General features: G+C 71.4%; 20 protein-coding genes. 9 read left to right on the forward strand and 11 right to left on the reverse strand.

Annotation, left to right across the window (positions count from 1 at the left end; genetic code table 11):
* Positions 1-96 precede the first annotated feature (96 nt).
* From add to Q5425_RS41060, 3 genes are all read left to right on the forward strand, one after another.
* Positions 97-1,143, forward strand: coding sequence for an adenosine deaminase (gene add / locus Q5425_RS41050; protein ID WP_308677808.1), 1,047 nt, complete (start codon positions 97-99; stop codon positions 1,141-1,143).
* A 368-nt stretch (positions 1,144-1,511) separates the two neighbouring features.
* Positions 1,512-2,072: a GNAT family protein gene (locus tag Q5425_RS41055; protein ID WP_308677809.1), complete on the forward strand. Its 561-nt coding sequence runs from the start codon at positions 1,512-1,514 to the stop codon at positions 2,070-2,072.
* Positions 2,073-2,138: 66 nt separating this feature from the next.
* Positions 2,139-3,176 (forward strand): quinone-dependent dihydroorotate dehydrogenase, encoded by a 1,038-nt coding sequence (locus Q5425_RS41060; protein ID WP_308677810.1) that lies wholly within the window; start codon positions 2,139-2,141, stop codon positions 3,174-3,176.
* Here the strand turns inward: Q5425_RS41060 and Q5425_RS41065 are convergent.
* The 7 genes from Q5425_RS41065 to rimO form a co-directional block, all read right to left on the reverse strand.
* The gene (locus Q5425_RS41065) at positions 3,148-4,581 is read right to left on the reverse strand and encodes an amidase family protein (protein WP_308677811.1); all 1,434 of its coding nucleotides are present in this window, start codon (positions 4,579-4,581) and stop codon (positions 3,148-3,150) included. The genes Q5425_RS41060 and Q5425_RS41065 overlap by 29 nt on opposite strands.
* Before the next feature lie 425 nt (positions 4,582-5,006).
* Positions 5,007-5,993, reverse strand: coding sequence for a phage shock envelope stress response protein PspM (locus Q5425_RS41070; protein WP_308677812.1), 987 nt, complete (start codon positions 5,991-5,993; stop codon positions 5,007-5,009).
* A gap of 23 nt (positions 5,994-6,016) precedes the next feature.
* Positions 6,017-6,856: a PspA/IM30 family protein gene (locus tag Q5425_RS41075; RefSeq protein WP_285993504.1), complete on the reverse strand. Its 840-nt coding sequence runs from the start codon at positions 6,854-6,856 to the stop codon at positions 6,017-6,019.
* Positions 6,857-7,264: 408 nt separating this feature from the next.
* Positions 7,265-7,723 carry a helix-turn-helix transcriptional regulator gene (locus tag Q5425_RS41080; RefSeq protein WP_308677813.1) on the reverse strand — a complete coding sequence of 153 codons (459 nt, stop codon included), beginning with the start codon at positions 7,721-7,723 and terminating at the stop codon, positions 7,265-7,267.
* Positions 7,724-7,822: 99 nt separating this feature from the next.
* On the reverse strand, positions 7,823-8,371 hold the full coding sequence (locus tag Q5425_RS41085) for a nicotinamide-nucleotide amidohydrolase family protein (RefSeq protein WP_308677919.1): 549 nt from the start codon (positions 8,369-8,371) through the stop codon (positions 7,823-7,825).
* 32 nt (positions 8,372-8,403) lie between these two features.
* Entirely contained in the window at positions 8,404-9,045 is a 642-nt protein-coding gene (pgsA, locus tag Q5425_RS41090; RefSeq protein WP_308677814.1) for a CDP-diacylglycerol--glycerol-3-phosphate 3-phosphatidyltransferase, read from the reverse strand.
* Positions 9,042-10,478, reverse strand: coding sequence for a 30S ribosomal protein S12 methylthiotransferase RimO (gene rimO / locus Q5425_RS41095; protein WP_308677815.1), 1,437 nt, complete (start codon positions 10,476-10,478; stop codon positions 9,042-9,044). Before rimO ends, pgsA begins: the two co-directional genes overlap by 4 nt.
* A 96-nt stretch (positions 10,479-10,574) precedes the next feature.
* Between rimO and Q5425_RS41100 the strand changes: the two genes are divergently transcribed.
* Both Q5425_RS41100 and Q5425_RS41105 read left to right on the forward strand, forming a co-directional pair.
* Entirely contained in the window at positions 10,575-11,084 is a 510-nt protein-coding gene (locus Q5425_RS41100; RefSeq protein WP_308677816.1) for an amino-acid N-acetyltransferase, read from the forward strand.
* 149 nt (positions 11,085-11,233) lie between these two features.
* Complete coding sequence (locus Q5425_RS41105; RefSeq protein ID WP_308677817.1) at positions 11,234-11,668, forward strand: phospholipase; 435 nt, start codon at positions 11,234-11,236, stop codon at positions 11,666-11,668.
* 9 nt (positions 11,669-11,677) lie between these two features.
* On the opposite strand, the gene Q5425_RS41110 is transcribed toward Q5425_RS41105, so the two are convergent.
* A complete protein-coding gene (locus Q5425_RS41110; protein WP_308677818.1) occupies positions 11,678-12,103 on the reverse strand; it encodes a hypothetical protein in 426 nt (141 codons plus the stop codon).
* 39 nt (positions 12,104-12,142) lie between these two features.
* Positions 12,143-14,635, reverse strand: a complete 2,493-nt coding sequence (locus Q5425_RS41115; RefSeq protein ID WP_308677819.1) for a DNA translocase FtsK — start codon at positions 14,633-14,635, stop codon at positions 12,143-12,145.
* Positions 14,636-14,778: 143 nt separating this feature from the next.
* On the opposite strand from Q5425_RS41115, the gene Q5425_RS41120 reads away from it, so the two are divergent.
* From Q5425_RS41120 to Q5425_RS41135, 4 genes are all read left to right on the forward strand, one after another.
* Positions 14,779-15,606 carry a lysophospholipid acyltransferase family protein gene (locus Q5425_RS41120; protein ID WP_308677820.1) on the forward strand — a complete coding sequence of 276 codons (828 nt, stop codon included), beginning with the start codon at positions 14,779-14,781 and terminating at the stop codon, positions 15,604-15,606.
* Positions 15,607-15,654: 48 nt separating this feature from the next.
* The gene (gene wrbA, locus Q5425_RS41125) at positions 15,655-16,269 is read left to right on the forward strand and encodes an NAD(P)H:quinone oxidoreductase (protein ID WP_308677821.1); all 615 of its coding nucleotides are present in this window, start codon (positions 15,655-15,657) and stop codon (positions 16,267-16,269) included.
* 49 nt (positions 16,270-16,318) lie between these two features.
* Entirely contained in the window at positions 16,319-17,266 is a 948-nt protein-coding gene (locus tag Q5425_RS41130; RefSeq protein WP_308677822.1) for an EamA family transporter, read from the forward strand.
* A gap of 67 nt (positions 17,267-17,333) precedes the next feature.
* On the forward strand, positions 17,334-18,710 hold the full coding sequence (locus Q5425_RS41135) for an amino acid permease (RefSeq protein WP_308677823.1): 1,377 nt from the start codon (positions 17,334-17,336) through the stop codon (positions 18,708-18,710).
* A 161-nt stretch (positions 18,711-18,871) separates the two neighbouring features.
* Here the strand turns inward: Q5425_RS41135 and Q5425_RS41140 are convergent, their stop codons facing one another.
* A complete protein-coding gene (locus tag Q5425_RS41140; RefSeq protein ID WP_308677824.1) occupies positions 18,872-20,515 on the reverse strand; it encodes a substrate-binding domain-containing protein in 1,644 nt (547 codons plus the stop codon).
* Positions 20,516-20,711: 196 nt separating this feature from the next.
* The gene (locus Q5425_RS41145; protein ID WP_396135365.1) at positions 20,712-22,361 is read right to left on the reverse strand and encodes a ribonuclease J; all 1,650 of its coding nucleotides are present in this window, start codon (positions 22,359-22,361) and stop codon (positions 20,712-20,714) included.
* Positions 22,362-22,391: the final 30 nt, after the last annotated feature.

The raw sequence follows: 22,391 nt of genomic DNA on the forward strand, positions 1-22,391 counted from the left end.
CTCTACGGGGCCGACACCGAACGCGGCGACCTCGCTCCCTGAGCCGCGCGCGCTCCTTCCCGTCACCTTTCCGAAGACACTTCAGGGAGCTTCGTCATGCCCGAAATCCTGGCCGGGCAGGCGCTGCGCGCGTTCGCGCACGCCCTGCCCAAGGTCGAACTGCACGTCCACCTGGTCGGTTCGGCGAGCCTGCCGACCGTGCTGGAGCTGGCCCGGCGCCGCCCCGCCGCCGGGGTCCCCACCGACGAGCGCGAGCTCGCGGAGTTCTTCACCTTCCGCAGCTTCGCCCACTTCCTCACCGTGTACCTCGCGGTCACCTCACTCGTGCGCGACCGCCACGACATCCACACGCTCGTGACGGGCCTGGCGGTGGATCTCGCCGCGCACCACTGCCGCTACGCCGAAGTCACCGTGACCCCGTACAACCACCTGCTCGACGGCGTGCCCGGCGACGACCTGCTCGCGGGGCTGGAAAGCGGCCGGGCCCGCGCCGCCGAACTGGGCGTGGAACTGGCCTGGTGCTTCGACATTCCGGGCGAAAAGGGCATCCGGGCCGGCCGGGAGACGCTCGTGTTCGCGCTGCGCGAACGCCCCGAAGGCCTGGTGTCGTTCGGGCTCGGCGGGCCGGAGCTCGGCGTCGGGCGCGCGCAGTTCGAGCCGTTCTTCACCCGGGCGCGGGAAGCGGGGCTGCACAGCGTCCCGCACGCCGGGGAGACCACCGGGCCGGCCACGATCTGGTCGGCGCTGCACGACCTCGGCGCCGAGCGGATCGGCCACGGCACCAGCTGCGCGGCCGACCCGGCGCTGCTCGAACACCTTGCGGCCCACCGGATCCCGCTGGAAGTGTGCCCGACGTCGAACGTGCGGACCGGCCAGGTCCCGTCGGTCGCCGCGCACCCGGTCCGGCGGATGCTGGACCACGGCCTCGTGGTGACGCTCAACACCGACGACCCGCCGATGTTCGGCGCCACGCTCACCGGGGAGTACGTCGCCGTCGCCGGAACACTCGGCCTCACCGCGGCCGAGCTGGCCCGGCTCGCGGAGAACGCCGTCGACGCGTCCTTCCTCGGCGAACACCGGAAAGCCGGGCTGCGGCAAGAGATCACAAAAATGACGTTGCCGGAACCCGAGGACTTCGCCTAGCGTGGAAGTACACGAGAGAGGAGGTGGTCCTAAGTTGTATTCCAACAGGACTCGTGAGGTGACTGTCCGCTAGCGGATGGTACGTGGAGGACTTTGAGCAGCGATACAACCGAGCCACCTTCGGCTCATCGCCTGCTTCACGTGGTGCCTGATAGCGAATACCAGGCAGTCACCGTGCCCCCGGGGTTTCCGAGCACCAGTCCGGCTCGGGCTCAGGCGTTTGACGGCGCTTGAGAGCATCCCCGGGGGTCCCTTTATTTTTGCTCATCTGTGCAGGTCATGTCATCCGGCGTCGCGGGCCGACCGTCCGGCGATCAGCATTTCGGCGTTCCGTCCCCCGGACGGTTGATACTCGGTAGCCTGGATCCATGCTCAGGCCCGACTACCCGATCACCACGGACCGCTTGCTCCTGCGCCCGTTCACGCCCGAGGACCTCGACGCGCTGAACTCCTTCCAGTCCCGCGCCGACGTCGCCCGCTACCTCTACTGGGGCCCGCGCAGCCGCGCCGAGTCGGCCGCGGCGCTCGCCAAACGGGTGCACAGCTCGACCTTGACCCAGGAAGGGCAGTTCCTGGCCGTGGCGGTCGAACTGGCCGCGACGGGACAGCTGATCGGCGACCTGAACCTGGAGTGGCTCAGCAGCGAGCACCGGCGGGGCGAGATCGGGTTCGTCTTCCACCCGGACCACCACGGCAAGGGCCTCGCCGCCGAGGCGACCACCGAGCTGCTGCGGCTGGGGTTCGAAGACCTGGGGCTGCACCGCATCATCGGCCGCTGCGACGGCCGCAACACCGCGTCGGCCGCGCTGATGGAACGCCTGGGCATGCGCCGCGAAGCGCGCCTCAGGGAAAACGAGATCGTCAAGGGCGAATGGGCCGACGAGCTGATCTACGCGATGCTCGAGGACGAGTGGAAGGACCGCGATTAGTGGCCGCGTTCACTCCGGCGTGACGCTCGGGTCGCGGTCCACGGGCGATTTGGCAGCATAGGGGCCGTGTTCTTCGACAAGATCGTCCGCCCGGCGCTGTACCGGCTGTCCTACCACGACCCCGAGCTGGTGCACGAGCGCACGATCGGCGTGCTGGCCCGGCTCGGCACGGCCGCGCCCGCCCTGGGTGGCGCGTTCCGCGTCGACGACCCGGTGACCGTGCTGGGCCTGCGGTTCCCCAACCGCGTCGGCCTGGCCGCCGGGATGGACAAGAACGGCCGTGCCCTGCCGGCGTGGGCCGCGCTGGGCTTCGGGTTCGTCGAAGCCGGCACGGTGACGCGGCTGGCGCAGCCGGGCAACCCGAAGCCGCGGCTGTTCAGCCTCCCGGCCAGCGACGCGGTGATCAACCGCATGGGCTTCAACAACGACGGCGCGGAAGCACTCGCGGCCAAGCTCGCCCGCGACGGGAAGCCGGGCATCCCGCTGGGGATCAGCATCGGCAAGTCGAAGGTGACGCCGCTCGAGGACGCCGTCGAGGACTACCGGTTTTCGCTGCGCGCGCTGCACCCGTACGCGGACTACTTCGCGATCAACGTCAGCTCGCCGAACACGCCGGGGCTGCGTCAGCTGCAGGACCGCACCGCCCTCGCCGAACTGCTCGGGGAGCTGCGGTCGACGTCGCTCGAGCTCGCCGGACCGGGTGCGCCCACGCCGGTGCTGGTCAAGGTCGCGCCCGACCTGACCGACGACGCGCTGGCGGAGCTGCTGGAGGTTGCGCTGGAGCACGGCGTCGCCGGGATCATCGCCACGAACACGACGTTGGCGCGCGACGGCATCACGCCCGCGGAAAGCGGCCTGGCCGGACAGGCGGGAGGGCTGTCCGGCCGGCCGCTGACCACCCGCGCGGCGCAGGTCGTGCGGTTCGTGCACAACCACACCGGCGGGAACCTGCCGATCATCGGCGTCGGCGGGATCATGGGCCCGGACGACGCGGTCCGGCTCGTCGACGCCGGTGCGTCGCTCGTGCAGCTCTACACGGGCTTCGCGCTGCACGGGCCGGGCTTGGTGCGCCGCGTCAGCCGGGGTCTCGCAGCCCGGCGGTAGACGCGAAGCGCACGTACCCGCGCCAGGAGTCGTAGCGGTCCAGACCGGGGCCCTGCGCGGCCGGGTCACAACGCACCGCCAGCGGGGTGGAGCCGTCCTCGAGTTCGACGCGCTCCAAGACGAAGGGCGCTTTCAGCGTCGCGGCGAAGCGGTCGAACGCGGCCGGGGACAGCCGCCAGCGCTCGCCGTCGAGGCCGGTGTCGCCTCCGAGGACGCCCGGCTGCGGCGGTTCGGTGTTCAGGAGCACCATCCGGTAGCTCTCGGTGGTCCGGACCGGCCCGCCGAACCGGGCGCCGAGCTCGGTGAGGTCGGGGTTGAGCGGCTGGCCGCGAAGGTGCGCGCCGAACACGACGACGTCTTCGCCCGGCTCCGGGTAGGGCGTCATCGGCTCGTCCGTGCAGACGGTGGCGAGGTCGAGGGCGATCTGGTCCTCGAACGCCCGCGTCAGGAAGGTGACGCCGAACGGGCGGCGGTCGCCGGGCAGCACCGGGACGGTGACCGCGGCCACGTCGAGGAGGTTCGCGAAGGCCGTGCAGGAGGCCAGGCGGTGGCCGCCGCCGGCCGGGTCGGCCTCTGCTTCGGCGAGTCCGGGGTGGTCGGGCACGGTGGGCAGGAGGAGGGCGTCCCCGAAGGTGTGCTCGTCGAGGGAGACCGGTTCGAGGACGGCGCCCCACGCCGTCAGGCGCTTCAGGACGCTTTCGAATGCGATGGCCGCGGCGTCGCTCAGCGGCAGGCCCTGCGGGTACGCGATCCGCGGGTGCTCGCCGGCGCCGAGGCGGACGTCGGCGGGCCAGGTGCGGGTCGCGGAAACGCCGTCCGGGCCGGTCATCAGGGCGAGTGCGCGACGACCGGTGATCAGGCCCCTCGCGTACACGGAGACGCCGTCGCACGCGCGGACGCCGGTCATCGGCAGCAGGCCGCGGGTCGGCCTCAGCGCGACGACGGCGTTCAGCGCGGCCGGGACCGGGCCCGCGGTGCTCAGCGCCAGGTCGACGATGCCCAGCGCGACGGCGACCGCCGCGCCGCGGCCGCCCGCCTTGGTCCGGTCCCAGGCCGCGGCCACGGTGCCGGCCCCGGTCTTGCCGAGGACCACGGCGCCGGCCGAGGTCAGCCGGGAGACGACCGTGGCACTGGCTTCCGGGACCGAACGGCCGGAGGGCTGCCCGGCGACGTCGATCAGTTCCGGCACGGCGATGACGGTGCCCGCCAGCGGCAGGTCTTCGCCCGCTTTGACGCGCTCGTCGACGGCCTTGGCGTCGACGAGGACGTCTTCGACGGCGCGCAGGGTGGACCAGAGTTCGGGACGGCCGGCCTCGGTGAGGCGTTCGAAGGCCGTGATGACGCGCTCGGAGGCGGTGGGCGGGGTGATCGGCACGGGATCCGGGTCCGGCGGGAGCGTGTTCACGGGGCGTCCTTTCCTCGGCGGTCGAGAAAGTCCACTGTGTACGGTCGGCGCCGGCGAACCTCAGTGCACGGCGGGCCTCCCGGCGAGTGACACCTCTGCATGCATGACAGAAACGTTAGATCGCGGACGTTTCCGTAGGCAGCTGATTCCGATTACGCGCGGGTTTCGGCCCCAAGAGGTGAACAGGGCGCGACGCCGAGGCGAAACGCACGATCACGCACGCGGTGTGATACCTCCGGACGGCGGCACCCGAACGGCGTAGTTCGGGATCCGGATGGCGGAACGCGGCCCGGATTCGCGTGATTGGAGCCGGAACTCGCGTGATTGAGGCCGTAACTCGCGTGATTGGAGCCGTTCCGGCTCGGATCACGCGAGTTACGGGTCTGATCACGCGGGATCCGGCCCGGATCACGCGGGTTACGGGGTCAGGAGAGTTCGCGCAGCGCCATGGCCAGGCCGGCGAGGCGGTCCGTGGCGTCGGTGAGGGCCTGCTTGGACGTCACCAGGCCGTCGCTCGACGCCGCGACCGTGTGGCCGGCCGCGGCCACCAGGCCGCGGTAGCCCTCGAGGCCGTCGTCGAGCTGTTCGCGGAGCTTGGCGACAGCCGCGTCCAGCGCCGCCTTCTCCCGGGCGGGTGCGGAGTCGCGGCCGCGTTCGATCGCCTGGATGCGGCCCGCCAGGCCGCGCAGGGCGGCCGCCGCTTCGGTCGCCGTCTGCCGGGCGTCCGCGACGGACACCTCCGAGACCAGCGGTGTCCCGAGCGAGGACGGCACCGACAGCTGGCGCAGCAGCTCGCCCAGCGAGGCTTCGCACTCGGCGAGCCGTTCCATCGGCTCGCGGGCCGCCGAACGGGCGGGCGGCAGCGGCGGCGGTCCGGCCGGCGCCGCCGGGATCGGGGTGCGCTTGAGTTCACGCAGCTTGAGGCCGGAGCGGACGCTGAACGTGCCGAAGATGACGGTTCCCGCGAACGCCGTGATCGCCTGCGGCATCATCGCGACGCCGGCCGGGCTGATCCAGCCGACCGCGGCGGCCACCGTCACGACCGCGCACAGGATCGTCAAGATGATCCACAGCGTCAGCGCCTTCGACGTCCGGCGCTTGCGGCGTTCGAGCTTCGCGGCCGGGTGGTTCCAGCGGTCCCACTTGGCGCGGGCCTCGGCGAAGGCCGGGACCTGGTTGGCCATGGACGACAGCGAGGCCGTCATGTCGGGCCGCCGGACCGGCGGCCGTTGCAGCGGGTTCGGGCGCTGCGGTGCGGGCTTCCCGCCGGCCTGGTCGGCCGGCGGGAAGTACTTCTGCACCTTCTGGAGCTTTTCCTGGGCGCGCACGGCGTAGTCGGGCAGCTTCTCGATGTGCTTCTCCAGCTTCGCGCTCAGCTCGCTGAAGTCGCGGCGTCTGCCCTGCTGCCCCATGGTGCTCGCCCCCTTCGGCGTCGTCAGGCCGGGTTCTTGCCCTGCTCGGCCTGCACGCGCGCCTGGATTTCCCGCTGGATGTCGGCCTGGCTGCTCGCCGCCGGAGCCGCCTTGCCGCCGTCGGTCACCTGGGCGACCGAGTCACCGTGCATCGACGCGCGGATCTGCTGCAGCCGCGACTGGCCGGCCATCTGCGTGGTGGAGGCCTGGACCTCCATCATGCGCCCTTGGACCGAGTTCTGGGCGAGTTCCGCCGAGCCCAGCGCCGTGGTGTAGCGCTTCTCGATCTTGTCGCGGACCTCTTCCAGCGACGGCGTGTTGCCCGGCGCGGCCAGCTGGCTCATCTGGTTCAGCGAAGCGGAGACCTGCTCCTGCATCTTCGCCTGCTCCAGCTGCGAGAGCAGCTTGGTGCGCTCGGCCAGCTTCTGCTGCAGCATCTGCGAGTTGCGCTCCACGGCCTTCTTGGCCTGGGCCGCCGCCTGCAGCGACTGGTCGTGCAGCGTCTTCAGGTCCTCGATGCTCTGCTCGGCCGTGACGAGCTGCGTCGCGAAGCTCTCCGCGGCGTTCTCGAACTCGGTGGCCTTCTGCTCGTCACCCTTGGAGCGGGCCTCGTCGGCGAGGACCAGCGCCTGCCGGGTGGAGGCCTGGAGCTTCTCGACCTCGCCGAGCTGCCGGTTGAGCTTCATCTCCAGCTGCCGCTGGTTGCCGATCACGGAGGCGGCCTGCTGCGTCAGCGCCTGGTGGTTGCGCTGCGCCTCCTCGATGGCCTGCTGGATCTGTACCTTCGGGTCGGCGTGCTCGTCGATCTTCGACGAGAACGCCGCCATCATGTACTTCCAGAACTTCACGAACGGGTTGGCCATCTCCTCCGCCTGCCTTCTTGCGTCCCACGGGCCTTAGTGATCCTCGGGGTGGGGCGTCACTCCCCTGCATGTGCAACGCACCGACCCCGGCGTCGGGTTCCATCGTGTCAGGTCGGCCACTTCCGTTCCAGGCGACCCCGGGGGATTTCAGGGTTCGCCCCTGATCACCCCTGGAGGTAACGCGGGCGGCCCCGGGCGGGTTGCCCTGGGGTGTCGGGCGAAATGAGGGCGGAAAAGGCCTGGTGGAGGGTCTGGAACGGGCTTTGGCGGGGTCGGGTTCGGCCGGTTCCGCGGCTGGGGCTTGGGCCGGCAGCACCGGGACCTGCACTTCGGGTGCCGGGGTCGGGCTCGGCCCACCGCGCGAACAGCCCCGGGCGTCTGCCCGGGGCTGTTGTCGCCTATCCGCTCCTACGCCGCGATGGTCGAGGCCAGCTTGGGCTGGCCGATCGTCGTGCGCAACGTCGTGTTCATGCGCGGGGCCGGGGAAACCCGCAGGTCGGCGAGGTCGTTGCCGATCAGCTCGGACATCAGGCGACCGCCTTCGATGCCGGCCGCCGAGGCCTCGGCGCCCCTCTTCTCCCGGGGCTTGCCTTCCACGATCCGCTCGTCGACCGGTGCGACCTCGACGTTGTCGAGGGCCGAAACGTCCGCCGCCACGTGGTGCAGCAGCTCGCCGAGCGGAAGGTCCAGGGCCTGGCAGATGGACGCGAGCAGCTCGCTCGACGCCTCCTTCTGGCCCCGCTCCACCTCCGAGAGGTAGCCGAGGCTGACCCTGGCGGCGCGGGAGATGTCGCGCAGCGTACGACGCTGGTTGGTGCGGGCATGACGGAGCCGATCACCGATCGCCTCACGCAACAGCACGGTCATCACGCGCCTCCCTTCCGTACAAGTACCCCCTACGTTACCCAGAGCGGCGCCCCGGGCGCAGGAGTTGGTGTGCCCGTACGCCAAGGGCGAACGCGTGTTTCACGCCAAATGTTCCCCGAGCAGGGCAAACGCCGCCCGGACCGATTCGGTCCTGATCAAATCGCGATCTCCGGTCAAGGCCAGCGTACGGACTGTGACAAACGAGGCTTCGCCTCGGGTCGGGGGCTCCGCCACCCGAGCCCCCGAAAGACGCGGTGTGCGTGTTCCCGGCCCAGCGAGCCCCACGTGCACGGTGCCCGGCTCGACGCCGTCCTGCGGCGACGGCCCGGCCACGCCGGTCAGCCCGAGGCCCCAGGTGGCGCCACACCGGTCGCGGGCCCCCTCGGCCAGCTGGGCGGCGACCTCGGGGTGGACGGCGCCGTGCTCGGCCAGCAGGCCCGCGTCGACGCCGGCCAGTGCCGCCTTCAGCTCGGTGGCGTAGACGACGAAGCCGCCGCGCAAGACCGCGCTCGCCCCCGGCACGCGCGCCAGGGTCGCGCAGACGAGCCCGGCGGTCAGCGACTCGGCGGCGGCGACCGTCTCGCCCCGCCCGGTCAGTGCCGCGACGAGCGCCGCGGCCTGCTCGTCCCCGTCTCCCGGAGGTCGCACCTCGCCCGGGGACGCGGCCGGCGGCGTCACGCTCAGCTCCCGGTGACCCGGCGCCCGGCCGCCCGGAGGCGGACCGCCCGGACCAGGTAGTCCACGCCCGTGACCACGGTCAGCACCAGCGCCAGTCCCATCAGCGCCCAGCGGACCGGGTCCGCGCCCACCGGCAGCGGCAGCAGGTACGCCACGATCGCGGCGATCTGGGCCAACGTCTTCGCCTTGCCGCCGCGGCTGGCCGGGATCACGCCGTGGCGGATCACCCAGAACCGCAGCAGCGTGACGCCGATCTCACGGACCGCGATGACGATCGTGACCCACCAGCCGAGCTCGCCCAGCACGCTCAGCCCGACCAGGGCGGCGCCGGTGAGCGCCTTGTCCGCGATCGGGTCGGCGATCTTGCCGAAGTCGGTGATCAGGCCGTACTTGCGGGCCACCCAGCCGTCCAGCTGGTCGGTGGCCGAGGCGATGGCGAACAGCCCGGTCGCGAGCGCGCGCCAGGTCGTGTCGTGCCCGTCGCCGACGAACAGCGCGACGATGAACAGCGGCACCAGGACGAGCCGCGAGAGCGTCAGGAGGTTCGCGACGTTGAGCGTCGGAACCGGGGTCGGCTCGGGGACCTGGGCGGGGGCATCGTGCGTCAGGCCCTCGTCGGCGGCGTCGCTGGGGAGCGCACTCACCGGTCGGCGTCCGGGACCGCGCGGACGATCAGGTCCACGCCCGCCGAATCCACGACCTCGCAGCGCAGGAAGTCACCGACCTGCACCTTTTCCGGCGCGTCGAGGATGATGCACTCGCCGTCGACCTCGGGGGCCTGGTGCGCCGCGCGGCCGGTGAGCTCGCCGTCGTCGTCCAGCTCGACCAGGACGTCCACGAACGTGCCGATCCGGTCCTCGGCGCGCTGCGCGGTCAGCTCCTCGACCAGCGCGGAGATCCGGGTGACGCGCTCGGCCACCACCGCGGGGTCGAGCTTGCCGTCGAAGGTCTCGGCTTCGGTGCCGTCCTCGTCGGAGTAGCCGAAGACGCCGACGGCGTCGAGGCGCGCGCCGGTGAGGAACCGCTCGAGCTCGGCCAGGTCGTGCTCGGTCTCGCCGGGGAACCCGACGATCACGTTGGTCCGGATGCCCGCCTCGGGCGCGTACTCGCGGATCTGCGCGGTCAGCGCGAGGAACGAGTCGGTCGAGCCGAACCGGCGCATCCGGCGCAGCACCTGCTCGCTGGAGTGCTGGAACGACAGGTCGAAGTACTCGGCGACACCCGGCGTGGTCGCGATGGCCTTGACCAGCTGCGGGCGCGTCTCGGCCGGCTGCAGGTAGGAGACGCGGACGCGCTCGATGCCCTCGATCCCGGCCAGGCGCGGCAGCAGCCGCTCCAGCGCGGTGGCGCCGTCGCGGCCGAAGTCCTTGCCGTAGGACGTCGAGTTCTCGCTGACCAGGAACAGTTCCTTGACGCCGTGCTCGGCCAGCCACATCGCCTCGGCGACGATCTCGTCGGGCTGCCGCGAGACGAACGAGCCGCGGAACGACGGGATGGCGCAGAAGGAGCAGCGCCGGTCGCAGCCGGAGGCGATCTTCAGCGCGGCCACCGGCGAGTCGTCGAGGCGCGTGCGCAGCACCCGCGGGCCCCAGCCGTGCTGCGCGTGCCCGGGGACCTCCACGGTTTCCGCGGCGGCGGGCCGCTGGACCGGGCTGATCGGCAGCAGCTTGCGGCGGTCGCCGGGCGTGTGCGAGGCGATCTTGCGGCCGGCGACGACGTCGTCGAGCCGGTCGGACAGCTGGGCGTAGTGGTCGAAGCCCAGCACCGCGTCGGCTTCGGGGAGGCTGTCGGCGAGCTCGTGGCCGTAGCGCTCCGCCATGCAGCCGACGGCGACGACCTTCTTGCCCGTGTCGGCCGCGGCGAGCAGCGTGTCGACGGAGTCCTTTTTGGCCGACTCGACGAAGCCGCAGGTGTTGACCACCACGACGTCGGACTCGTCCGGGTCGGCCGCCAGCTCCCAGCCGCCGGCCGCGAGCCGGCCCGCCAGCTCCTCCGAGTCGACCTCGTTGCGGGCGCAGCCCAGGGTCAGCAGGGAGACGCGGCGGGGGGCGGCTGGGTCCGTGGCAGGGGAAGGCACGACGTTCAGGGTAGCCGCCGGGCCCCGGCGGGCCGACGACGGCGTAGCCCGGTGGTGTCACCGCGCGCGCCGGGTGATGTGGCAGGGTGGACGATCGTGCCGTCCGACTCGCCCCGCCCGACCGTCCGCCGCGCCCGGATCGCCGACGTTCGCAAGATCAAGGCCCTGGTCGACTCGGACGCGGGCCGGGTGCTGCTGGAGAAGGACCTGGTCACGCTGTACGAGGCGGTGCAGGAGTTCTGGGTCGCCGAAGTGGGTGACGACGTCGTCGGCGCGGCCGCGCTGCACGTGCTCTGGGAGGACATCGCCGAGCTGCGCACCGTGGTGGTCGACAAGGCCGTCCGCGGCCAGGGCGTCGGGCGGGTGCTCGTCGCCCGGCTGGTCGACGAGGCGCGTGAGCTGGGTCTCAAACGCCTCTTCGTGCTGACGTTCGAGACCAGCTTCTTCTCCGGGCACGGCTTCGTGGAGATCGATGGCACCCCGGTGTCGCAGGAGGTCTACGAGGAGATGCGGCGGTCGCACGACACCGGCGTCGCCGAGTTCCTCGACCTGCCCTACGTCAAGCCCAACACCCTGGGCAATTCCCGGATGCTGCTCGAGCTCTGAGGCACCCCTACGCCGGCTTGCCGATTCCCGCATAGGGGCCGAATTCAGGGGGAAATTCACCCGACAACCTCCTTTCGGGCGGTGACGCGCGCCACGGCCAGGCCCGAAGCTGATCGGGCACTCGTCCCCGATCGGCAAGGAAAACACCGATGCGCACGACACTGCGGAACCTGGGGGCCACCGTGACGGTGGCCGTTTCTGTCGGCGCGGGCGCCCTGCTGGGCACCGGCACCGCGGCGGCCGTCGACATTCCGGCGGTCACCGACCAGTACCTCTTTTCGACGTCCCTGTCCGGGTTCGAAACGATCCGGAACTCGGCGCCGTACTCCGGCCAGCTCGACTGGTCGTCCGACGGCTGCTCGTGGTCACCGGACACCCCGTTCGGGTGGCAGTTCCTGCCGGGCTGCCACCGGCACGACTTCGGCTACCGCAACTACAAGAAGCAGGGCCGCTTCACCGAGGCGAACCGGCTGAAGATCGACGACAACCTCTACACCGACCTGAAGAGCGTCTGCGGATCCAACGTGGCGTGCAAGGGCGCGGCGTGGACGTACTACCAGGCGGTCCGCAAGTTCGGCGGCTGAGCCCGCCGCTCAGCTGATCCGGACGGTGGCGTCCCCGCCGTCTTCGCTGACCGACACCAGCTCGATCCGGCTGGCGGCGAACGACGTCGCCTGCGGGCCGGTGCGCGGGCCGCTGTGCAGCTCGGCCGTGGTGCTCTCGCCGCGGCCGGGCTCCTTCAGCAGGAACGCCAGGGTCGCCTCCCCCTGCCAGATGCACTGCATGCCGGGCCGGCACCGCGAGTCGGCGACGAGCCGCGTGTAGCGCACGGTGAGGTCCTTGCCCTGCACGGCGGCCTCCTGCCCGAGACGCAGGGTGACGTCGTGCCCGACCGGGGCGCTGACAGTCGACGGCGCCGGCACCGTGGGCGGCGCGGGCGCGGCTGCGACCGCACTCCCGGCGCCCACGGTGACGACGGCTAAGGCGAAGAGCCCGGCTGCGAATCGGTGAAGGTCCACGTGCTCAGGACGGAACCGGGCGAGCGCGGGTTGCACCGCTCACTCGTCGTCGGTCGGATCGGCGTCCACCGGGCCGCCGCCGCGGATCATGAACAGGACCGACTCCAGTTCCTCCGGCTTGATCAGCACGTCGCGGGCCTTCGAACCCTCCGACGGGCCCACCACGCCGCGGCTCTCCAGCAGGTCCATCAGGCGGCCCGCCTTGGCGAAGCCGACCCGCAGCTTGCGCTGGAGCATCGACGTCGAGCCGAACTGGGACGTCACGATCAGCTCGGCCGCCTGCAGCAGGACGTCGAGGTCGTCGCCGATGTCCGGGTCGATCTCCTTCTTCTCGCCCGCCTTCTGCGCCGTGACGCCGTCCTGGTAGTCCGGCTGCGCCTGCTCCTTGGCGTAGTTGACGACCGCCGAAATTTCCTCGTCGCCGACGAACGCGCCCTGGATGCGGACCGGTTTGCCGGCGCCCATCGGCAGGTACAGCGCGTCGCCCATGCCGATCAGCTTCTCCGCGCCCGGCTGGTCCAAGATCACGCGCGAGTCGGTCAGCGACGACGTCGCGAACGCCAGCCGCGAGGGGACGTTGGTCTTGATCAGGCCCGTCACGACGTCGACCGACGGCCGCTGCGTGGCCAGGACCAGATGGATACCTGCGGCACGGGCCTTCTGGGTGATGCGGACGATCGCGTCCTCGACGTCGCGCGGGGCGGTCATCATCAGGTCGGCGAGCTCGTCGACGATCGCCATGATGTACGGGTACGGCCGGTACTCGCGCTCGGACCCCGGCGGCGCGGTGATCTCGCCCGAGCGCACCTTCTTGTTGTAGTCGTCGATGTGCCGGACCTTGTTGACCTGCATGTCCTGGTAGCGCTGCTCCATCTCCTCCACCAGCCAGGCCAGCGCCGCGGCCGCCTTCTTCGGCTGGGTGATGATGGGCGTGATCAGGTGCGGGATGCCCTCGTACGGCGTCAGCTCGACCATCTTCGGGTCGATCAGGATCATCCGGCACTCGTCCGGCGTCGCGCGCGCGAGCAGCGACACCAGCATCGAGTTGACGAAGCTGGACTTACCGGAACCGGTCGAACCCGCGACCAGCAGGTGCGGCATCTTCGTCAGGTTGGCGGTGACGAAGTGGCCTTCGATGTCCTTCCCGAGGCCGATCACCATCGGGTGGTTGTCCTTGACCGTGGACGGCGCGCGCAGGACGTCACCCAGGCGGACCATCTCGCGGTCGGAGTTGGGCACCTCGATGCCGACCGCGGACTTGCCGGGGATCGGCGCCAGCAGGCGGACGTTGTCGGTGGCCACCGCGTAGGCGATGTTCTTGGTCAGGGCGGTGATCTTCTCGACCTTCACGCCCGGGCCCAGCTCGACCTCGTAGCGCGTGACCGTCGGGCCGCGGGTGAAGCCGGTGACCTGCGCGTCGACGTTGAACTGCTCCAGCACGCCGGTGATCGCCTCGATCATGGCGTCGTTGGCCTTGCTGCGGGACTTCGGCGCGTCGCCGAGTTTCAGCAGGTCGGGCGGCGGGAGCTGGTAGTCGCCTTCGACCGTGCGGGTGACCGCGAGCGGCGGTTCCGGGGCCTTCTTCGGCTTCTTCTCGGGCACCTCGGCCGGCGGCGGCTTGGGCAGGGCCTTCGGCGGCTTGATCGGCGTCGGCGCTTCGGCGAGCGCGGCGTCGAGGTCCAGCTGCTCGCCGGCGTCCCCGCTCTGACGCCGTCGCGACGGCTTGCGCAGCCGCGCGGCCTTCGGATCGGCTTCGGTGACCTTTTCCTCGTCGGTGGCGAAGCCGGAGCGCAGCGCCTCGGCTTCGGCGATTTCTTCCTCGTCGAGGCCCCAGTGGCGCAGCCGGTTCGGGATCTCGCGGACCGGTGTGCCGGTGAACACGAGCACGCCGAAGAACAGCGCGAGGATCAGCAGCGGCACGGCGACCCAGGTGGTGACGCCCATGGTGAGCAGGCCGCCGGAGAAGGCGCCGACGATGCCGCCGGCGTACATCCGGCCGTCGTTGGTCTCGGGCAGCGCGGTGAAGATGTGCAGCATCCCGAGCACCGACAGGACGACCATGATCGTGCCGACCACCATCCGCGGCCGCGTCTCCGGGTGCGGCTCGGACCGCATCAGCGCGACGGCGACGACGACCAGCACCAGCGGCAGCGTCACGGCCCCGGCGCCGAGGACGGTCCGGGTGGCGATCTCCACCCCGGCCCCGATCGGCCCGGCCGCCCGCCACCAGACGCCGACGGCCGCGACGATGGCCAGGGCCATCAGGCCCAGCGCCAGGCCGTCGCGGCGGTGTTCCGGCTCGAGTTCGCGGGTGCGGCCGACCGTGCGGGCCAGCGTGCCCAGGCCCTTGGCCAGCAGGTTCCAGGTGCCGCGGACGCCCCTGCCGAAGAGCCCGGGGGTCTTGCGGCGGGAGCGTGGGGCGGGTTTGCGAGCGGGTGACGTACGGGGCTTCGCTGGTGTACGCGGCTTACGCGCCGCTGCCCCTTTCGCGCCGCTTCCCGTGCTTCGCTTCCTCGTCGCCGACCCAGCCATGTCTCAACGTTAACCGGCATTGCCACTTAGTCCCGTGCGCCACTCTCGGCTCAGGGTGAACTTCTGCCTCACACCGGAGGTTGAGCGGCCATCCGGGTGAACCGATCCGGCCGTTGCGCAAACGGGTGAAATCGGCGTCTGCCATGCTCTGCCCCATGCTCGCGCTGCGCACCGCCGAACCGCCCCGCCGTGCTCCCGCCATCTGGCGGACCATGCTGAACATCGACCGGGGGCTGGTGAACCTCGTCGGGCGGCTGACCGTCACCGGCCGGGTGCCCGCGCAGCTGCGGGGACGGCCGTTGCTGATGGCCGCGAACCACATCGGGGTGTTCGACGCGTTCGTGCTGATGGCCGCGTGCAAGCGGATCGGCATCAACCCGCGGTTCATGCTGGCCGGCGGCATCCTCGACGCGCCCGTGATCGGGCCGGCGTTGCGGGTGAGCGGGCACCTGCGGGTCGACCGCAAGCACGCCGGGACCGCCGTCGGGCAGTTCGCCGAGGCCGTCGAGGCGATGAAGACCACGCGCGAGCCGATCATCGTCTACCCGGAGGGCCGGATCAGCCACGACCCGGGCCTGTGGCCGGAGCGCGGCAAGACCGGCGCGGCGCGGCTGGCGCTGGCGGCGGGCGTGCCGGTGATCCCGATCAGCCAGTGGGGCGCGCACGAGGCCGTCTACTGGGGCACCGAGACCGTCAACGGCCCGGCCGACCTGATCCCGCTGGCCCGCTCGGGGCTCAGCGCTCCCCTGCGCCGCCCGCGGTTCCGCGTGCACTTCGGCGACCCCGTCGACCTGTCCGGGATCGACACGCAGCGGCCGGGCGCCGGGGTGCGCGCGCACGCGAAGATCATGCAGGCGATCACCGACGGGCTCGTCCCCCTGCGCCACGACGAGCTCGACCGGCCCCGCTTCCACGACCCCACGCGGCCCACCGACACGGTCAGCCCCTGGAAGCCGCCGTCCGCTCTGTGACATCCAGACTGTGAGACGCGGGGGCCCGGCACCCTAGAGTCGGCGGACGTGAGCACACGGATACTCGTCGTCTACTACAGCTCCACCGGGAACACCGCCGCCCTCGCCGGATCGCTCGCCGCGGGAGCGCGCGAGACCGGCGCCGACGTGCGGGTGCGGACCGTGCCGGAAACCGTGCCCGCCGAAGCGATCGCGCAGAACCCGCGCTGGCAGGCCTGGGTCGACGCCGGCCCGCACCACGAGCCCGCCACGCTCGGTGACCTCGAGTGGGCCGACGGGCTCGCCGTCGGCAGCCCGACCCGGTTCGGCGGGCCCGCCGCCCAGCTCAAGTCCTATTTGGACAGCACGGGTGGCCTGTGGGCGCAGGGGAAGCTGGTGGACAAGGTCGCGACGTCGTTCACGACGGCGTCCACCGCGCACGGCGGGCTCGAGTCGACGCTGCTGGCCATCAACAACGTCTTCTACCACTGGGGCGCGATCGTCGTGCCGCTCGGCTACACCGACCCGCACCTGAAGGAATCCGGCAACCCGTACGGCGGCTCGTTCGTGTCCCGCAAGTCGGCGGCGCCGGACGACGTCGCGCTCGACGCCCTGCGCCTGCAGGGACGGCGGCTGGCCACCGTCACCACGCACGTCGCGACCGGCCTGAAGCGCGCCGAGTAACCGGGAAAATCGTTTCGGCGGTGACGTCGGGACCTCTAGAGTCGCGGCGGTGACCACCGAGCTGCCCGTCCTCGCGCCGCCCCGGGTCGCCCACCGCGGCCGCGGGACCACCCTCGTCCTGCTCGCCGCGCTGTTCTTCAGCACGTCGGGCACCCTGGGCAAGTCCGCGATGTCCGCCGGGTTCACCCCGCAGCAGGTGGCCGCGGCCCGGATCGCGCTGGCCGGCGCCGTGCTGCTCGCCGGGGTGGTGCTGGTGGCGCCGCGGAAGCTGCGGGTCCGGCGGACGGAGCTGCCGGTGCTGGTCGGTTACGGCCTGCTCGGCGTGGCCGGCGTGCAGCTGCTCTACTTCGTCGCTGCGGGCCGGATCCCGGTCGGCATCGCGATCCTGCTGGAGTTCGTCTCGCCGGTGCTCATCGCGCTCTGGGTGCGGTTCGTGCGGCGGCACCGGCTGCCGCGGGCGGTGTGGGGCGGCATCGCGCTCGCCATGGTCGGGCTCGCACTGGTCGCCCAGGTCTGGGAAGGCGTCACGCTCGACGGGCTCGGCCTGCTGGCCGGCTTCGGCGCGGCGCTGTGCTCGGCGGGCTACTTCCTGCTCGGCGAACGCGCGGTGGCCGACATCGACCCGCTGGGCCTGGTCACCTGGGGCATGGTGATCGGCGCCGTCGCGATCTGCTTCGTCGCGCCGCCTTGGACGTGGCCGGTCGGCTTGCTCGGCGCGGAAGTCGAGTTCGGCGCCTGGCAGCCGCCGGTGTGGCTGCTGCTGACCCTGCTGGTGCTGGTGGCGACGGTGCTGGCGTACGTCTGCGGCATTTCGGCCCTGCGGCACCTGCCGGCGTCGGTGGCCAGTGTGCTGGGGCTGGTCGAGCCGGTCATCACGACGGTCGCGGCGTGGGTGCTGCTCGGCGAGGAGCTCGCCTGGCCGCAGCTGCTGGGGTCGGCGATCCTGCTGGCCGGCGCGTACATCGTGCAGCGGAAGTCGGAGATCCTCACCGGCTGAGCTTGCGCAAATCCTGCACCGGATCGGGTCCCGGTGCGAGAATTCTTGCTCACCCGGGAGGCGGCACTTGGCGACAAAATCCGGGCTGCGGCCCGATCTGCGGCAGCGGCACGTCCGGATGATCGCCCTCGGCGGCATCATCGGCGCGAGCCTGTTCATCGGCAGCGGCGCGGTGATCCACACCGTCGGCCCGGCCGCTGTGCTCTCCTACGCCGTCGGCGGGCTGCTCGTCGTACTGGTGATGCGGATGCTCGGCGAAATGGCGACGGCCGCGCCGGCGCTGGGCTCGTTCATGGAGTACGCGCGGGACTCGCTCGGCGGCTGGGCGGGCTTCACCATCGGCTGGCTGTACTGGTACTTCTGGGTCGGCGTGGTCGCGTTCGAGGCCGTGGCGGGCGCGAAGATCCTGCAGGGCTGGATCCCCGGCGTGCCGCAGTGGGTGTTCTCGCTGGGGCTGATGCTGCTGCTGACGGCGACGAACCTGGCGTCGGCGCGGTCGTTCGGCGAGACGGAGTTCTGGCTGGCGTCGATCAAGGTCGCCACCATCGTGGTGTTCCTGGTGCTCGGGGCGCTGTTCGTGCTCGGGCTCTGGCCGGACGCGCACTTCTCGGTCGGCAACATCGGGCTCGACGGCTTCGTCGTGAACGGGCCGTTTTCGGTGGTGCACGGCGTGGTCATCGTGATCTTTTCGTACTTCGGCGCGGAGATCGTCACGATCGCGGCGGCGGAGTCCGACCAGCCGGAGACGGCGGTCCGGAAGGCGACGTCGACGATCGTCTGGCGCGTGATCGTGTTCTACGTCGGCTCGGTGGCGCTGCTGGTGATGATCACGCCGTGGCGCGAAATCCCGAGCGAGACGAGCCCGTTCGCGGCGGCGTTCGGCCGCTTCGGCGTCCCGGCGGCGTCGACGATCGTGTCGGCGGTGGTGCTGACGGCGGCGCTGTCGGTGCTGAATTCGGGGCTGTACACGGCATCGCGGATGCTGTTCGCCCTGCGGCGCCACGGGTGGGCACCGGCGTGGGTGTCGCACACGAACGCGCGGGGCGTGCCGTGGAAGGCGATCCTGGCGTCGACGTCGGTCGGGTACCTGGCGGTGCTGATGAGCTACGTGTCCCCGGACAAGATCTTCTACTTCATCATCAATTCGGCGGGCGCGGTGGCGCTGTTCGTGTACGCCATCATCTGCGGCTCGCAGCTGCGGATGCGCCGTTCTCTCGAAGCTTCGGCGCCGGAGAAGCTGAAGCTCCGGATGTGGGGATACCCGTGGCTGAGCTGGGTGACGCTGGTCCTGACGCTGGTGGTGGTGGCATCGATGCTGTTCGTCGACGAGGACACCCGGGCGCAGTTGTACCTGAGTTTGATCAGCCTGGCGGTGATTCTGGCGGTCTACGCCCTCATCCGCCGCCGATCCAGCCGTGCGCCGACGGGCATCACACGTGATTGAAGAGGCATCTCGCGTGATTGGCGGGGCATCTCGCGTGATTGGCGGGGCATCTCGCGTGATTGAAGGGGCATCGCGGTGATGCCCCGCTGATCACGCGTGATGCCCTTGGAGACACGCGTGATGCCCCTCTGGACACGCGTGATGCCCGGCGGGGCTCGTCGCTAGCCGCCGGCTATTCGGGACAGGGCTGCGAAAAAGACGTCTGTGATCTTGGCCGGGTCCGGGGCCACGAAGGCCTGGCCTCCCGTTGCCGCGGTCAGCTGGGTCAGTTCGGCCTTGTCCGCGTCCGGGCCGATGCCCACGCCGATCAACGGGATCGGGCGGCGGGGGTCCTGCAGCTTCGCCAGCTCGGCCAGCAACTCCGGGCGGGACACGCTGTGCGCGTCCTCGTTGCGGCCGTCCGTCATCACGATCACCAGGTTCAACCGGCCCGGCTCCCACTCCCGGCGCGCCGTGCGGTACGTGTCCAAGACGCTGTCATACAGCCCGGTTCCGCCGTCCGGGGTGGCTTTCACCTGGGCCAGCCGGTCCAGTGCGCCGCCCGCCAGGTGCTGGGCCACCGGGGCCATCGGCAGCAGCTCGCGGTAGTCCTTGTCGCCGTCGAGGCGGGTCGAGAACGTCAGCATGCGCAGCTGGGTCGCCGGCTTGAACAGGTGCATCGCCTTCGCCGCCGCCTGCATCGTCACCTGCATGCGGTCCAGCCCGGTTCCCGGGACCTGGGCGTTCATCGACCCCGAGACGTCGATCAGCACCTGCACCCGAGCGCTGAGGTTGATGCCGGCCCACTGGTTGAGCAGCTCGTCGACGGCGGCCGCGGGTGGGAGGTTCGCGACGCGGATGCCCGGCGGTGACACCCTCGGGTCGTCGGCGTGGTCCCTCAGCGCCTGGCCGCCCGCCGCGCGCAGGCCCGTCTTCGCGATCGCCTCCGCTCCCGCGTCGCCGAGGACCGCGTCGCGCAGGGCGCGGACGATCGGGCGCTGCTGCGGTGTGATCCCGCCCAGCTCGGCGAACGGGTAGTCCAGGGTGGGCACGGCCGTCGAATAGACGGCCACGAGCGGCGACTTCGGGTCCTCGATGTTGTGGCGCAGCAGGGCGTTCTCCGACGCCGGGAACGCCGTCACCGCGGCCGTGCCGCCGCCGTCGCTCGAGCCCGGCAGCCGTGCGATCAAGTCCGTCTCCGCGCCGAGCGTGTTGGCCGAGAACCGCCGCAGCAACGCCACGTACGCGGCCGACGGCTCGGGCGCCGCCTTGACGCTCTCGCGCAGCCCGAGCAGCGCCGTCACGCCGACCGGGTCGCGGGCCGGGTCGGGCATGCCCGGGATGACACCCGGTGCGGCCAGCGCCTCCGCCCACGTCGGCGCGTGATCGGGCCAGCCGAGGCCCTTGGCGACGTCCGCGGCGACCGCGAGCACCACCGGCGAGCTCGCCACCGAAGCCCCGGTCTCCGGGACGTCGGCGGCGCCGAGCTGGTGGGCGCGGCGCAGCGCGAGCGTGGAATCCGGCACCCAGACCTGCGGCCGCGGGCTGCCGTCGGACAGGGCGAGCCGCTCGGCCACCTGCGTCGCTTCCCGCGTCTGGATCTCGATGCTGCCGCACCGCAGGTCGAGGTCGTGGACGACGAGCGACAACGCGGGCGCGATGTCGGCGGACGCGGTGACGAGGACCTTCGCGGGCTGCTCGCACGACGGCCGGGACCGCACGGTCGTCACGGTCACCCAAGCCGCGGCACCGAGGACGAGCACCAGGCCGGTCGCCAGGGCGGGCACGAGCAGCCGGCGTCGTCTGCCGTCCGAATGACGTCCCATCGGCGCGGCCTCTCTGCGCGAGGCGGGGTGGGATCAAGGCTATCCCGCGGCGAACCGGCGGTTCGTGGTCCAGACGGACTAACGCCTTGCTCAAGCGCCCCAATGTGGCGTTCGGTGCGTCTGACGCACCGAACGCCACATTGGGTGCGTCAGACGCAACCAACGCCACATTGGGGCGCTTGGGGCAGGGTGGGGGCTAGACCGGGATGACCGTCGGGACGATCATCGGGCGGCGGCGGTACGTGTCGGCCACCCAGCGGCCCACCACCCGGCGGACCGCCTGCGCGATCCGGTGCGTGTCGGTGATGCCTTCGGCCTCCGTGCGCGCCAGCTCCATCTCCACCAGCGGCACGACGGCGGCGAGCGCCTTCGGGTCGTCGGAGAAGCCGCGGCCGGACACCGACGGGCTGCTGACCGGACGGCCGGTGCTGGAGTCCACCGCGACGCTGATCGAGATGAACCCGCCCTCGCCGAGAACCAGGCGGTCGGACAGGGTCGACTCGCCGACGTCGCCGACCGACAGGCCGTCGACGTAGACGTGGCCCACCTCGACGCGGCCGGTGCGGGACGCCTTGCCGTCGACCAGGTCGACGACCACGCCGTCTTCGGCGATGACCACGTTCTCCGGGGCGACGCCGGTGCGGATGGCCAGCTCGCCGTTCGCGCGCAGGTGCTTCCACTCGCCGTGCACCGGCATGACGTTGCTCGGCCGCACCGCGTTGTACAGGTAGAGCAGCTCACCCGCCGACGCGTGCCCGGACACGTGCACCTTGGCGTTGCCCTGGTGGACGACGTTCGCGCCGAGCCGGGTCAGGCCGTTGACCACGCCGAACACCGCGGTCTCGTTGCCCGGGATCATCGAGCTGGCCAGCACGATGGTGTCGCCCGCGCGGATCGAGATCTGCCGGTGCTCGCCGCGCGCCATCCGCGACAGCGCCGAGAGCGGCTCGCCCTGCGAACCCGTCGAGACGAACAGGACCTTGCTCTCCGGCAGGGTGCTCGCCTGGTCGAGGTCGACGAGCAGGCCGTCCGGCACGTTGAGCAGGCCGAGGTCGGTCGCGATCCCCATGTTCCGGACCATCGACCGGCCGACGAACGCGATCCGGCGGCCGTGCCGGTGGGCCGCGTCGAGCACCTGCTGGACGCGGTGCACGTGGCTGGCGAAGCAGGCCACGATCACGCGCTGGTCGACCTTGCGGATGACGTCGTCGAGGACCGGGCCGATGTCGCGCTCGGGCATGACGAACCCGGGGACCTCGGCGTTGGTCGAGTCGACGCAGAACAGGTCGACACCCTCGTCGCCGAGCCGGGAGAAGCCGGCCAGGTCGGTGAGGCGCCCGTCCAGCGGCAGCTGGTCGAGCTTGATGTCGCCGGTGTGCAGGACCACGCCCGCCGGGGTGCGGATGGCGACCGCCAGCGCGTCCGGGATGGAGTGGTTGACCGCGAAGAACTCGAGGTTGAACACGCCGACGTCGCGGCGCTCGCCCTCGCGGACCTCGATCAGCTTCGGCCGCTGCCGGTGCTCCTTGGCCTTGGCCGCGAGCAGCGCGTTGGTGAACTTCGACCCGTAGATCGGCAGGTCCGGCCGCAGGCGCAGGAGGAACGGGACGGCACCGATGTGGTCCTCGTGCCCGTGGGTGAGCACCAGCCCTTCGATGTCGTCGAGGCGGTCCTCGATCGCGCGGAAGTCGGGCAGGATCAGGTCGACGCCGGGCTGGTCGTCCTCGGGGAAGAGCACCCCGCAGTCGACGATGAGCAGCCGTCCGCCGAATTCGAAGACGGTCATGTTGCGCCCGACTTCGCCGATTCCACCCAGCGCGACGACGCGCAGGGCTCCTTCGGGCAGTACGGGCGGGGCGTTGGTGGGGCCGGGGCC

The sequence above is a fragment of the Amycolatopsis sp. A133 genome (genome assembly GCF_031082405.1).
In the GTDB taxonomy this organism is placed as follows: Bacteria; Actinomycetota; Actinomycetes; order Mycobacteriales; family Pseudonocardiaceae; genus Amycolatopsis.